This is a genomic window from Allorhodopirellula solitaria, from assembly GCF_007859855.1.
Classification (GTDB): Bacteria; Planctomycetota; Planctomycetia; order Pirellulales; family Pirellulaceae; genus Rhodopirellula; species Rhodopirellula solitaria.
In genome coordinates, this window is the sequence record NZ_SJPK01000014.1 from 26,549 (window position 1) to 40,887 (window position 14,339).

At 59.2% G+C, this 14,339-nt stretch carries 10 protein-coding genes; 6 read left to right on the forward strand and 4 right to left on the reverse strand.

Annotation, left to right across the window (positions count from 1 at the left end; all coding sequences use genetic code 11):
- Positions 1 to 375: 375 nt before the first annotated feature.
- Complete coding sequence (locus CA85_RS20125; protein WP_146393155.1) at positions 376 to 1,590, reverse strand: argininosuccinate synthase; 1,215 nt, start codon at positions 1,588 to 1,590, stop codon at positions 376 to 378.
- Between the two features lie 212 nt (positions 1,591 to 1,802).
- Between CA85_RS20125 and larB the strand changes: the two genes are divergently transcribed.
- The 4 genes from larB to CA85_RS20145 all read left to right on the forward strand — a co-directional run bounded on the left by larB (position 1,803) and on the right by CA85_RS20145 (position 7,407).
- Complete coding sequence (gene larB, locus CA85_RS20130; protein WP_146393156.1) at positions 1,803 to 2,684, forward strand: nickel pincer cofactor biosynthesis protein LarB; 882 nt, start codon at positions 1,803 to 1,805, stop codon at positions 2,682 to 2,684.
- A gap of 1,147 nt (positions 2,685 to 3,831) precedes the next feature.
- Positions 3,832 to 4,791, forward strand: coding sequence for an NAD(P)H-hydrate dehydratase (locus tag CA85_RS20135; RefSeq protein WP_246113009.1), 960 nt, complete (start codon positions 3,832 to 3,834; stop codon positions 4,789 to 4,791).
- A 296-nt stretch (positions 4,792 to 5,087) separates the two neighbouring features.
- On the forward strand, positions 5,088 to 6,098 hold the full coding sequence (locus CA85_RS20140) for an ABC transporter ATP-binding protein (RefSeq protein WP_146393157.1): 1,011 nt from the start codon (positions 5,088 to 5,090) through the stop codon (positions 6,096 to 6,098).
- A gap of 7 nt (positions 6,099 to 6,105) precedes the next feature.
- A complete protein-coding gene (locus CA85_RS20145; RefSeq protein ID WP_146393158.1) occupies positions 6,106 to 7,407 on the forward strand; it encodes an ABC transporter permease in 1,302 nt (433 codons plus the stop codon).
- 75 nt (positions 7,408 to 7,482) lie between these two features.
- On the opposite strand, the gene CA85_RS20150 is transcribed toward CA85_RS20145, so the two are convergent.
- Both CA85_RS20150 and CA85_RS20155 read right to left on the reverse strand, forming a co-directional pair.
- Positions 7,483 to 7,734, reverse strand: a complete 252-nt coding sequence (locus tag CA85_RS20150) for a hypothetical protein (protein ID WP_146393159.1) — start codon at positions 7,732 to 7,734, stop codon at positions 7,483 to 7,485.
- Positions 7,731 to 7,958: a hypothetical protein gene (locus CA85_RS20155; protein ID WP_246113010.1), complete on the reverse strand. Its 228-nt coding sequence runs from the start codon at positions 7,956 to 7,958 to the stop codon at positions 7,731 to 7,733. The genes CA85_RS20150 and CA85_RS20155 overlap by 4 nt, the downstream gene beginning before the upstream one ends.
- 200 nt (positions 7,959 to 8,158) lie before the next feature.
- Here CA85_RS20155 and CA85_RS20160 point away from each other — a divergent pair, with 200 nt between their 5' ends.
- On the forward strand, positions 8,159 to 9,211 hold the full coding sequence (locus CA85_RS20160) for a prenyltransferase/squalene oxidase repeat-containing protein (protein ID WP_146393161.1): 1,053 nt from the start codon (positions 8,159 to 8,161) through the stop codon (positions 9,209 to 9,211).
- 219 nt (positions 9,212 to 9,430) lie between these two features.
- Positions 9,431 to 11,164 (forward strand): BBP7 family outer membrane beta-barrel protein, encoded by a 1,734-nt coding sequence (locus CA85_RS20165; RefSeq protein WP_246113011.1) that lies wholly within the window; start codon positions 9,431 to 9,433, stop codon positions 11,162 to 11,164.
- Positions 11,165 to 11,974: 810 nt separating this feature from the next.
- Here CA85_RS20165 and CA85_RS20170 read toward each other — a convergent pair.
- The gene (locus CA85_RS20170; RefSeq protein ID WP_146393162.1) at positions 11,975 to 14,071 is read right to left on the reverse strand and encodes a M13 family metallopeptidase; all 2,097 of its coding nucleotides are present in this window, start codon (positions 14,069 to 14,071) and stop codon (positions 11,975 to 11,977) included.
- Positions 14,072 to 14,339: the final 268 nt, after the last annotated feature.

Genomic DNA, 14,339 nt, shown 5'->3' on the forward strand with positions numbered 1-14,339 from the left:
CCAGCGCTGTTACTCTGTCCATGCGGAAACTCCGTTCTCCGAGGTGACGAGGTTGTAATTCAAGTCACTTTATGAACGGTTTTCCGCTTTTTTTATAGATCAATCCTTAACTTGATGCCTATGAGGTGGCGCTGCGCTGACCTACGGCTATTCTCTTCAACGCCTCCGGCGTAGGAACCCTTGCGGGGCTCAACAGTTCGTCACCTCGTCCACCACAGAAAAGCGTTCGCTAAATTCGCCACTTATCGATCACGCGTTGCTTACTCGCGACAGGCGGAGCCGTCGGTCGACTATGTAGCCAGACGACTCCGTTCGTCTGAGCGGAGCGGAGAGAGTGCGCTCGTTTCTCGCGACGGGCGGAGCCGTCGGTCGACTTTAATACTGGCGTGGGGTGACGCGGCCTTGGACTCGGCAGGGGAGTCCGTGGATTCGCAGGAAGCCTTCAGCGTCGTCTTGGTTGTAGGTACCGCCGCCTTCCATCGTGGCGATCTCTTCGTCGTAGAGGCTGTTGGGACTTTGACGGGAGGCGACCATGATGTTGCCCTTGTAGAGCTGCAACGTGACTTCGCCGGTGACGGGTTTCTGAGCTTCTTCGATGAACGCGAACAGCGCGTCCATTTTCGGGGTGTACCAGAATCCGTAGTAGACCATTTCGGCGACTTCGGGGGCGAGCCGATCGCGGAGGTGCATCAGGTCACGGTCCATCGTGAGCTGTTCCACATTCATCAATGCTTCGTACAGCACGGTCATGCCAGGTGATTCGTAGACGCCGCGGCTCTTCATGCCGACGAACCGGTTTTCGACCATGTCGATTCGGCCGACGCCGTTGCGGCCGGCGATCGTGTTGAGTTGTTCGACCATCTCGAGGGCTGAGACTTTGTTGCCATTAAGTGTCACGGGGGTACCGGATTCGAATCCGATCGTGACTTCTTCGGGTTTGTCGGGTGCTTCTTGCGGTGAGACGCCCATGCCGAACTCGACAATTTCGACGCCGTTGACGTCGAGCTCTTCGAGCTTGCCAGCTTCGTAGGAGATATGCAGGACGTTCTCGTCACTGCTGTAGGGCTTGGCTGTCGAGGCTTTGACGGGGATACGCTTGACGTCACAGTACTCGATCAGCTCGGTGCGGCCTGGAAAGGCGTCACGGAACGATTGGATGCGCCAGGGTGCGATCATCTCAATGTCGGGGTTGAGTGCTTCCGCGGCGAGTTGGAAGCGGCATTGGTCGTTGCCTTTCCCGGTGGCCCCGTGAGCGTAAGCGGTCGCGCCGACTTCGCGAGCGACTTCGAGGCAGACTTTGCTGATCAGCGGCCGGGCGATCGAAGTGCCCAGCAGGTAGATTTGTTCGTACTTGGCTTGCCATGCCAGAACGGGGAACGCGAAATCGCGGCAGAGTTCTTCGCGAACATCGACGAGCCGTGAGGATTTCGCACCGCAGTTGCGAGCCTTTTCCATGATCGCGTCGCGATCCTCACAAGGCTGGCCTAAGTCCACGTAAACACAGTGAACTTCGTAGCCTTGGTCTTGCAACCAACCGAGGATGACCGAGGTATCGAGTCCACCAGAATAGGCCAGCACGCAACTTTTCATATCGAATCAGCATCCATATGCGGGGTAAAATTGTCTATTGTAGGAGGAAGAGAGCATTTCACAACCGAATCGAAAAGGGGTCCTGCCCGAAAGGGACGCGATGCAAGCGGTGCAAGTCGATTGTGATGGCCCCCCCGCCCATTGACGACACGGTAGAGTACTACCGTTCGAGCTCGATTCCCCGCCTCCTTCTGCCCCATGTCAAATCGCCCATGAACTCCCCTGCCCCGCCGTCGCCAGCTCGCGAGAAAGAAGCCCCCTGCCCTACCCTGCTAGAAATGCTGGCGGCGGTCGCCGAAGGGACGATGGCGGTCGATCAAGCCGCCGATGAGTTGTCGGTCCAGATGGCTGCGACCGAAAACGTGGCTCCCCTGATCGATGGCATGGCGCCGATTCCGGGAGCCACTGTCGACATCGGACGGCGGGCTCGGTGTGGGTTTGGAGAAGTGATTTATGGCGAGGGCAAAAGCACGGAGTTGATGATCCGGATCGTCCAGACCCAGCTCGATGCGGGCGAGCATTGTTTGATCACGCGGATCGATTCGACGGCGGCAGCGCAGTTGCGACGGATCTTCCCCTGCACACACCACAACCCACTGGCTCGCACGCTACGGATCGCCGGAGAACCCAACCAGCTTACCTGCCCAGTCCGGGAGGCGGGCGTCGCCCACGTCGCCGTCGTTACCGCGGGCAGTACCGATGCCGCTGTGGCCGAAGAAGCGATCGAAACCCTTGCCTGGATGGGCGTCGCTGCGGATCGGATCGAAGACGTCGGCGTTGCTGGACCGCAGCGACTCTTGGCCGCCGTCCCCGAACTTCGCAAGGCCGCCGCGATCGTGGTGATCGCGGGCATGGAAGGAGCATTGCCACCGACCGTTGCCGGCCACGTGGCCGTGCCCGTCATCGCCGTGCCCACGAGCACAGGATACGGCGCCAACTTTGCCGGGTTAACGCCCTTGATGGGCATGCTGACTGCGTGCGCCCCCAATGTTGCCGTCGTGAACATTGATGCTGGTTTCAAAGGCGCCTATCTCGCAGGCTTGATCGCCGCAGGACTCAATGGACAAAGTAACCAGACGGCTGCGGCTGGCTGAAATGTAGCCAGACGGATACGGCTGGCTGAGCTGAGGGGAGAGTGCCGTTTCTAGGTAGGATGATAGAACGATATACCTCGCCTACCCGGCAAAACTCCATGCACGCTTAACAACAATCCACTCAAAGGCTGCACGGCGTTCTGGGTGGGAGAGAGTGCTCGTGCTCGCGACGGGCGGAGCCGTCGGTCGACTATGTAGCCAGACGGCTCCGCCCGTCTGAGCTGAGGGGAGAGTGCCGTTTCGGAGTAGGATGATTGAACGATATACCTCGCTTACCCGGCAAAACTCCGTGCACGCTTACCAACAATCCACTCAAAGGCTGTACGGCATTCGGGGTGGGAGAGAGTGCTCGTGCTCGCGACGGGCGGAGCCGTCGATCGACTATGTAGCCAGACGGCTCCGACCGTCTGAGCTGAGGGGAGAGTGCAGTTTCGGAGTAGGATGATTGAACGGTCATCCTCGCCTACCCGGCGAAGCTCCGTGCACGCTTACCAACAATCCACTCAAAGGCTGTACGGCATTCGGGGTGGGAGAGAGTGCTCGTGCTCGCGACGGGCGGAGCCGTCGATCGACTATGTAGCCAGACGGCTCCGACCGTCTGAGCTGAGGGGAGAGTGCCGTTTCGGAGTATGATGATTGAACGATATACCTCGCCTACCCGGCAAAGCTCCGTGGACGTTTACCAACAATCCACTCAAAAGCTGCACGGCATTCGGGGTGGGAGAGAATGCTCGTGCTCGCGACGGGCGGAGCCGTCGGTCGACTATGTAGCCAGACGGCTCCGACCGTCTGAGCTGAGGGGAGAGTGCCGTTTCTAAGTATGATGATTGAACGGTCATCCTCGCCTACCCGGCGAAGCTCCGTGCACGCTTAACAACAATCCACTCAAAGGCTGTACGGCATTCGGGGTGGGAGAGAGTGCTCGTGCTCGCGACGGGCGGAGCCGTCGGTCGACTATGTAGCCAGACGGCTCCGACCGTCTGAGCTGAGAGGAGAGTGCCGTTTCGGAGTATGATGATTGAACGATCTACCTCACCCACCCGGCGAAGCTCCATGCACGCTTACCAACAATCCACTCAAAGGCTGTGCGGCATTCTGGGTGGGAGAGAGTGCTCGTGCTCGCGACGGGCGGAGCCGTCGGTCGACTATGAAAAACACAACTGAATTCTCGCGGATCCAAGGCAGAAAAACCATGACAGTGTCCTCGCCCCCATTGCTATTGCCGTCACGTCAATCCGCTGACCACAAGGGCACCTTTGGTCGTGTGCTCCTGGTGGGTGGGTCGCGTGGGATGGCCGGTTCGATCGCGTTGTCCTCGATCGCGGCACTGCATGCTGGATCGGGATTGGTTGCCGCGGCGGTCCCCGATCGAGTTCTCGAAACGGTCGCTGGGTATCATCCCGCAATCATGACCACCGCCCTGCCCTGCCTCGACGGTCACTTTGCTGACGAGGCGTGGCCGGAACTTCGGGATTGGGTATCACGCCAGGATGCGATCGGTGTGGGCCCGGGAATGGGCACCGGTGAGGGCAGCACCACGATCGTCTCCGAGTTACTGAGACAACGAAAAACCCCGCTGGTCATCGACGCCGACGCCTTGAACATCATTGCTCGGCAGGAATTTTTTGACGATGAATCCTACGCGCGCGGCGACTCGGACGCGCCTGTGGTGCTGACGCCTCATCCAGGGGAACTGGGGCGATTGACGGGGGTATCGGCGAAGGATGAGCACGCGCAGTTGGACGCGGCCCAGCAGCTGGCGGCTCGATTGCGGATCACGATCGTGGTCAAAGGCGGTCCTACGCGTGTCGTCGATGGTTGTGCTGGCGAGCAGTCAGCGGGCGTCTACGTCAACGCAACTGGAAACCCTGGGATGGGGACGGCCGGTTGTGGCGACGTGCTGACTGGGGTGATCACCTCCCTGCTCGGCCAGGGATTGTCCGGCTGGGATGCCGCTCGGCTGGGCGTCTGGATACACGGCCGAGCTGGCGACGCCGCTGCGGCAGGCATTTCTCAAGCGGGCATGACGGCCTGGCATCTCGCCCAAACACTCGCCGGCGTGGCTGATGAAATGGTAGAGAGTAGCCAGACGGCTCCGTCCGTCTGAGCTGAGGCCCGAACCGAGCTAGGCAAGGTTCGGGGGATCAGGCTGGATTGGGATGTCCCGTTGCACGTTCGGCCCTCCCCGGCTATCTCGCTGAAGGCTCGATAACCGACCGTCCCATCTCCGCCGGGCGGGTGAAGTAAATCGTTTCTGCAGGCGAACTTGAAAGCAGCAGGAGCGTCTGAGCGGGAGTGCTCGTGCTCGCGACGGGCGGAGCCGTCGGTCGACTTTGTCCGCCAACAATCGGGTTTCCGCTGAGATTGACGATTCGCTAAGATGGCGGGGTTCCTCGTTCATCTATGCCAAAGCAGCATCCATTGATTTCCACCACGCCCCCCGCGATCTCCGTGACGGATCTGCGCAAGAGCTATCCGCTGCCGGGGGCGGGTTGGGGGTTTGGCAGCCAGACTGCCAAGCAGCATGTGGCGCTCGATGGGATTACCTTTGAACTTCGCCAGGGCGAGCGGTTAGCCTATCTCGGCCCCAATGGGGCGGGCAAAACCACGATGATCCGTTGTCTCTCGGGGCGGACCCAAGCGGACTCGGGCACGATCGAATTGATGGGCCAACGCGTTCAACGCAGCTCACCACGGCACATGCTCGGTCTCGTTCCCCAAGAGATTGCTTTGTATGTGGACCTCACGACGCGCGAGAATCTGTTTGCCTTTGGCCGCTTTTATGGGCTGCGCGGCTCGGAATTGCAGCGGCAAGTCGAGTGGGCTTTGCAATGGACGGGGCTGGCCGATCGCGGTGATGAATTGGTGGGAACCTTTTCAGGCGGCATGAAACGCCGCATCAATCTCGCCTGCGGTGTGCTGCACGAGCCCGAAGTGCTGTTGCTGGACGAGCCGAGTGTCGGCGTCGATCCGCAGAGCCGCGAGCGGATCTTTGTGATGCTCGACCAGCTCAGCGACCGAGGCACCTCAATCCTATTGACGACACACCATCTCGACGAAGCCGAATCGCAGTGCGACCGGATCGTGATCGCCGACCACGGACGCGTCGTTGCTGCGGGCACGTTCGAAGAACTGCTGCAACAAACGATTGGCATCGACCGTGTCGTCCGGATCCAGCTCGATCAACCGCTCCGCGGTGAGGGGAACGAGCCGTTTGCGACGACCGGTTTGGCGTTGACGGTGCGGCCGGGCGAATCGACAGTCACCGCGAAGGTGTCCGAGATCGCCGTCGGGCTGCCGCGGTTAATCGAAGCCGTCGGCGCAGCGGACTACTGCGTTGTGGATGTTGAGGTACAGAGCCCGACCTTGCATCACGTGTTTCTACACCTCACCGGTCGCGAACTACGGGACTGAACGATCTGTGATCTGGAAAGTAATCGAAATTCACGTCCGACGCCTCCGACACAACCGTGTCGAATGGTTGCTGACGTTCGTCGTGCCCATCGCGTTCTTCAGCGTTTTTGCTTGGATTTTCACGCACGGTGTGGGCACGACCCCCAAGGTCAAAGTGGCACTCGTCAACGCAGCGGACGTCCAGGCGGCGGACGTCCAGGCAGGCTCGGCCGACGATAGCGTACCGGCGAGCGAGGCTTTTCAACGGTGCCAGCAGGTTCTCGATCATCTCGCCGAGAGCGAGGGGCTGCGAGTCATGAAGGGGACTCCCCCAGCGACGGGCTTGGACCGAAAAGCAGCTGAGACGATGGTCCGACGTGGTGTAGCAACGATCGCCGTCGTCATCGACTGGGAGGGAAACCGATTCACCGCCGATTTACTCAATGACTCGTCCGACCAAGTCGCCAGCCAGGTGGTTTCGGCGTTGGTGACCCAGGCGATGATGGGTGATGCGATGCCAAGCGCAGCCGCCCCCATTTCGGCGAAAAATAACGAGCCGCCGACAGACACGCATACTCGCCAGGCCAATCCGGAATTCAGCCAATTTGTTCGCAAAGTCGCGGCGGAATCGGCTTCGCAGTCGCCCCCCGACGCATCCTTCACCGCGGCGCCAGCGTTTGCACCGCCCCAGATCGAGGTGGTGAACATTCTCGGGCAAGGGAAATCCAATCCCGTGATCAGTGTCTATGCGGCGGGAATCGCCGTGATGTTCTTGCTATTCAATGCGTCTACCGGCGGAGGTGTGTTGCTCGAAGAGCGGGAAAATCAAACGCTCGAACGGTTGTTGGCAACGCAGATGACGATGGACCAACTGTTGCTGGGAAAATGGTTTTACCTGACCCTGTTGGGCTGTGTTCAGGTCACCGTCATGTTTCTGTGGGCCCAGCTCGTGTTCGGGTTGGACCTGCTTGGGCATCTCGATGGGTTCGCCATCATGACGATGGCGACGGCCGCAGCGGCGGCATCTTTCGGACTCTTTTTAGCGACACTCTGCCGGACACGTGGGCAACTTGGCGGTCTATCGGTGATCGCCATCCTGACGATGAGCGCCCTGGGTGGCTCGATGGTGCCCCGCTACGTGATGAGCGAGTCCTTGCAGCGGGCGGGCTTGTGGACGTTCAATGCGTGGGCACTCGATGGCTACGACAAAGTCTTTTGGCGGGAGCTGCCCGTTGCCGAACTCGGTCCCCAACTCACCGTGTTGATGGCCGCCGCATTCGGGCTACTGGTGGCAGCACGGGTGCTGGCGATTCGCTGGGAAACCGCTTGACGGGAATCAACAGGGCGATGCCTGGGGGCGATCAGAGGACTGCTCCGTTGGGCGTCGTCATCAGCCCGTCGCCGTTCAGCCCGAGTATTTTTCGAGCAGTTTGGCGACGGCGGCTGGATCGTCGGCTTCCCGCAGCTCTTCGATTCTCTTTTCCGGGACCCCGATCTTCTCCAGATGGCTAGCCAGCCGTTTCCAGATCGTGGCCCGTTTCTTGCCTTCGCTGAGATACAGATCCGTGACCGCTTCGGAGGCCTTCTGCAGACCGATCACGTCGCGATTCTCGTAGTAATTGCGAATGATCTTTTCTTGATGCCGGGTGCGGTTCATTGTTGATTCAACTTCTCTTCAGCGCGGGCGGCGCGGAGTGCGGCGGCTTCACGTGGCAGCTTGAACTCCGGTCCCGCAGGGAAATACTGGACGTCGTCCTGTAAATAGTAGGGGCTCGGCAGCGTTTGACCATTCAGAGAAGTTTGGCAGCCTGTTGTGGCGGCCAGAATCGTCGTCAGGGTGGTCAGTGCCACAGCAGTGGTCACATTTCGTCGTAGATTCATGATATTTGTCATCGTGGTACGCCTTGTGCGCGATTCAGGTCCAGCCAATCGGTGGCACAATCGTTATCGGCGGCACAACCCGGCTAACTTCACATGATTCTCCGGAAATCGCATGTTTCTCGATCTGGCGCCGGCATGCTATCGTAGGTAAGTGTGGACGCCTCACAGACTCAACGTAGCTTGCTAACCAGGCTTTTGCCATGAACTACCCCACCATCGACCGACGCCGATTTCTGCACGCCCTGGCTGCGAGCGGCTGTGTTGCGGCCACTTCGGCCACCCCGGAGACGGCCCGAGCAGCGATCCCCAAGCCCAAATGGCGAGAGGCGATCAACAAGGGGCTGGAGTGGTTAGCCAGCAAGCAATCCTCGCGGGGACAGTGGAATACCACCGTTTACCCCACCGCCATGGCAGCGCTCTCGGGCACCGCATTGATCGCCAGTGGCAGCACGACAACGCAGGGCCCGTATGCTCGCCAGATCGCCAGAGCTGCGGACTTCATCATCAGCAAATCGCGGGGCAATGGTTTGATCGGTGACCCGCAAACCGATGCGAGGTACACCTACGGCCATGGGTTTGCGATGCTGTTTCTCTCGCAGGTGCTCGGTGAGGAGGGGTTGATCGATCGCCGGGAGGAGCTCGTCGATGTGCTCAGCCGGGCGGTCCAGTTCAGTGGCAATGCGCAAACCGCCGCTGGGGGGTGGGGCTACGTCTCTGCCAAAGAGGGAAACGATTTCGATGAAGGCAGCACGACGATCACGCAAGTCCAAGGACTGCGGGGATGCCGAAACGCTGGGATTCCGGTCAGTGGTGAAGTGATCGAGAAGGCAAAGGAATACATCTACCGCTGCCAAAACCCCGATGGTGGGATCAGCTACAGCAGCCGCCAGACCGGCAGCAGCCGGCCGGCAATCACCGCTGCCGCATTGGCCGCCCTCTACAACGCGGGCGATTACAGTAGCGAGCAGGTGCCCGAAATGCTCGCCTACAGCAAAGAGGCACTCCATGGGCTGGGGGACGCCGGAGCCGCGTTTGGCCATTGGCACTACACCTACCTGTATTATAGCCAGGTTGTCTACCGCCAAGGCGACGAAGAATGGTTCCCATTCCGCGACCGGCTGTACGATCGTATCTCCGTTGAGCAGCAGCCCGACGGGTCCTGGACGGGACCGATTCACCCGGTCTACATCACCGCATGCAACTTGACGATGTTGCAGCTCGATCGCGGTTTCCTGCCGATTTACCAGCGGTGATCCAGAGTTTTCTAAAAAATCATCTGACTTGACTTTTTTGACTCAAGTTTGCTAACCCCACAGTGAACGCCTTCTGTGCGTTAACAGATTGTCGAGAAATGGAGCCGGCACGCGTCCGCGTCCGGGGCTGTGATCCTCGGCAAGCTGTTTGAACTAATTCACTGTGGGAGCGTCTGTCGCGTTGCCACCCGTGTTCGGGTCTCAGGCCGTGATCATCACATGACGAAGCAAATCCTTGAGGGCGATCGCCCCGTCCACCACGACCATGCCACGCGAGGAAAACGCGCGCTCCCGCGACTCGCAAGACTTGTCTTGGCGATCGCTTGCGCCGCATCACCGGTCAGCGCCCAAGATGATTCGCAAACGACCGAGCGGCGGATACCAATCCGTCGCTATTCATCGCCTGCTGAGCCTGCCTCGCGAGTCCTGAAGGAAGACCCAGGAGTGCAACCGGGCCGTGTTACCAGTGTCGAGATCCGTGACGCGGACGGTGAGATCCGGGAATCGGAATTGGAGGATGGAGAGTATTTCATGGGGGCCGCCCCCATGCCCGTCCACGTGGGGCAATCCGTTTCTTCCAACATGGCATCATCGTCCACGCTGACGCTGAAATCCCCATTTGCCGATGCCCCTGAAGAGATCCAAGGACGCGAAATATACGAAGGCGCGGAAATCATCGAAGGCGAGGAGTACCCCGATCCCAATGTGATGTTTTACGAACCGGAACCTGGCTATGAAGGTGAACTGATGTTTGCCGAACCCATCGATGGTGGTTGCGCGGCCTGTGGCGAGAGCGTGACGGGCGTCTGTGATTCCTGCCGCTACGCCGACGACCATTACGGGCGCTATGACAAACGCGTCGAACACCTGGCGAGATTCCTGGCTCACCCCTTGGCCAATTTTTGGGCCCGCGCCGAGTACGCCAATATTTCACTCGACGGCCAAGGTGCCCCGCCCTTGCTGACGACGAGTGATCCGGGAACATCGATTGGAAACGCTGGGATCGTCGGGCTCGCAAGCACTCAAACACTCTATGGCGGAACCCAGATTGGAGACAGCACCCGTTCGGGAGGCCGTTTCGAGGTTGGACGCTACTTCGGGGCGTCAGGATTGGGTTTGTCTGGATCGATCCTGTTCGCAGACGACGAAAAGAACCACTACTCAGCCAATTCATCTACCTACGGTATTCTGGCACGTCCCTATGTCGATGTCTCTCCCGGTGGAATGGGCAGCGAAGCCGACCTGGTGGGTTACTCAGGCGAGTACTCAGGCAACGTCAATGTCCTGTCCACGACACAGTTCGCGGCAGGCGATGTGTTCCTGCGAGCCATGTTGGTCAGCCAAGCGGATCGGCAGCTCGAAAGCTTTGTGGGCTATACCTACCTGCAACTCGACGACGACCTGACGATTGGCGAATCCAAACGTATCACCGGCAGTAGCAGTGGGCTAGCGATTGGCACTTTGATCGATCGCAGCGACCATTTCGAGGCTAGCAACCGATTCAACGCAGCCGCATTCGGCGTCCGCAGCGAAACGAGGTGGGCACGCTGGTCGCTCGCGTCGATGCTGAAACTCGGCGTCGGTAGGACGAGCACTACCGTCACGGCACGGGGGCTGACCCGAACCACCGACGGATCGACCAGCATCCAGAATGGTGGATTGCTCGTCCAAGAGAGCAACTCGGGCTCCCGAGACTACAGCCAATTCGCCGTTTCACCTGAACTGCGGATTCTACTCAGTCGACAGCTACCATACGGTTGGAGCGCGTCGGTCGGCTACCACTTCCTCTATCTCAGCCGCGTGTTGCGGGCGGGCGAACAAATCGATCCGCTACTGAACCTAACTCAGCAGAACCCTGGCGTACTGCAAGGGTTGGCCGCTCCCCGCCGCCAAGTCTATTACAACGACCTGACGGCCAATGCGATTACGTTTGGCGTGATGCGGAATTTCTAGAAAGGTATTTGCCTCGACAAAGGCGGATGCCAAAAAAGGATCATCCGACGGAAGCGTGCGCGGAGCACAGCGGGAAGGTTTTTCTAGGCATGGATCTAGTATCCAATAATCTTACAAAAATGGGTGCCCGACGAACGAATGTCCGCCAGGGGCCGGCAACACCATTGGCGTACCATCGACCGAGATATCCCTTGCCAAGCCAGCACCTCTGCAGAGCTCGGCTCCGTTTCTCCCGGCAGCTCCAGTCTAACATCCACTATCACCTCCGACAAATCAATCATTGGATACTGGAGCCATGCCTCCAAAACCTCCAGCGCACGCTTCCGTCGGATGAGCCACAAAAAAGCGAAATTGCCTACTAAATTGGCTCACTCAATCGACAGCCAGTAGGGCCGGTTCTACCGGCCGTATCCACCGGGGGCCTCAACTCATTGGAGTGAAACAGGGCGATGAGTACCCGGACAATATTCGGTGCGTCGCCCGCACCAGGGATGGTCGGTGGGAACCGGTTGATTATTCACAAGTTTGCTCCCCCGTGTGCTTGTCACACGCCGAAGCGACGTTTTCAAATTAGAAAACCGCGGTATCGACGCACGTTCCCCTGTCAGCTTGTCTGACAGGAAACCAAGTCGATCAACTTTGCTGTCATGCGGGGCAAGCCCGCATGGGAGCGGGGTGAATGCTCCATGTTGATCTAATCACAAAACGGAGATTCCTGTCAGACAAGCTGACAGGGGATCCGGTTTTGTGGGGAATGGCCGGTGGGAACCGGCCCTACGTTCGCTGACTCGAACACGGTTCGGGTACACGCTACCAGATCTGGATCCGATTCTCCGGGGCAACGTAGAGTTCATCTCCTTCTTCAATCCCGAACGCTTCGTACCATTCGTCCATGTTACGCACGATGCCGTTGACCCGGTATTCACTCGGGCTATGAGGATCGGTGATCAAGCGTTTGCGAAGCTCTTGCTCGCGATACAGCCGTCGCCAAATCTGCGACCATCCCAAGAAGAAGCGTTGGTCGCCGGTCAGACCATCGATCACGGGTGCTTCTTTGCCATCGAGTGACAAGCGATAGGCAGCGTAGGAAACGGCGAGGCCGCCCAGGTCGCCGATGTTCTCACCCAGGGTGAGCTCCCCGTTAACGTTCATGTCTTCAAAAGGTTTGAACTCGTCGTATTGGGCACTCAATCCCGCGGCACGCTTTTCGAACGCTTCCCGGTCGGTCGGTGTCCACCAATTGCGCAGGTTGCCGTCGCCGTCGTACTTGCTGCCCTTGTCGTCGAAACCGTGGCTGAGCTCGTGACCGATAACCGCTCCGATGCCGCCATAGTTAACCGCATCGTCTGCGGCCATGTTGAAAAACGGTGGCTGCAGGATGGCCGCAGGGAAGACGATCTCGTTCATCGTGGGGTTGTAGTAGGCATTGATCGTCTGCGGCGTCATGTGCCATTCGTTGCGGTCGATTGGGCCTCCGAGCTTATCTAGATCACGATTGAATTCGAACTCGGCCGCCGCGATCATGTTGGTCGCCGGTGAGGCGTCGGTGATCGTCAGCTTGGAATAGTCCTTCCACTCATCGGGGTAGCCGATCTTGGTGGTGAACTTATCGAGTTTGACCTGGGCCTGTTTTTGCGTGCCCTTGCCCATCCACTCGCGGGTTTGGATTCGCTCCGCGAAAGCTGCCTTGAGGTTGTTGACCAATTCATTCATGCGGGCTTTCGCCTGCGGTTTAAAATGTTTCTCAACATAGAGCTGGCCCACGACTTCCCCGAGCACCGCACCGGTACCATCGACCGCTCGCTTCCACATCGGCTGCTGCTCGTCGGTGCCCGAGACCGCTTTGCCGTGGAATTCGAAGTGTCGCCTTTCCAGGTCCTCGGTGAGGGCCGAGGCGTAGGAGTCGATCACATGGAACGCGAGGTAGTTCTTCCACGCGTCCAGAGGAGTGTCGGTGATGACAGAATCGATCTCGGCAAAGAAGCTGGGCTGGCGCACAACGATCGCTGCTTGATCTTTGATCTCTGCCGCGGTAAGCATCCGGTCGACCGGGAACTGTTCAACCAACTCATCGAGTTCGGGCATCGTCTTGCGGTTGTAGGTCGCGTCAGGGTCGCGATTTTCCGTCTTGGTCCATTGCCGCTCGGCAATTTGTTTTTCGATTTCAAAGACCTGCTCGGCGGCCTCGGTGGCATTTTCGGTCCCCAGCGCCGTCAGCATATCTGCGATATAGGTTTTTAGCTCGCCGCGCAGTTCGTTGTAGCGAGGCTCGTCTTCGAGATAGTAGTCGCGATCGGGTAGCGTCAGGCCGGACTGGGTCAGGTAGACGATGTACTGGTCACTGTTCTTGGCGTCCACGCTGACGTAGGGGGCGAGGGGCCCGTAGACACCCTGCCGAACGAGACTGCCCATGGCGGCGGCGAGGTCTTCCTGGGATTCAATGCCTTGGGCGATCTCCAACAACGGCTTGATCGGTGCGACCCCAGCTTGATTGCGTTTCTGCACGTCAAGTACCGATTGGTACATGTCACCCACCTTTTGACTCGGTGTGCCCTTGTCGGCGTCTTCCTCGGCAGCCGCTTCGATCAGGCTGCGCACCTGTTCACGGGTCTCGTCATCGAGGACCGTGAAGATGCCGTAGTTGGATTTGTCCGCCGGAATCGGGGTCTCGGACAACCATTTCTCGTTGGCGTAAAGGTAAAAGTTTTCGCCCGGTTGGACGGATTCGCTGAACAGTGCCTGATCGATCCCGGAGACCTTTTCCGTCGCCGCAGCGTCTTTCGCGACGGTGTCCTCTGCGAACAATCGGTGCGTTGAGGTGAGACAATTCACACTCACGCCGACCAGCAGCGTACTGGCCGCGATCGTACGAATCGCACGAGGGGTGGATTGCAAGGTTCGTTTCATAGCTGCATCGCGATCGGGAAAGAGGTCGTGAAAACGGTTGAGAATTGATTTTGGGGCAATTCGGCTCCCCTGCCCAGAGGGCGATTGGCTTGTTACTCCGCGGCTTCCGGGGGCTGTCAATCGCGTGAGCCGAGACGTGTAAGCGGCCGGGTAGGCGGCGCTGCCCGGTGCCTCACGGCACTCGGCTCAAGACTGCGACGCCAACCTCGATTGAATCGTCAGCCCGTCATCGCACTCGGCTCCATGGGCGGGCGTCTACGAAATCAGG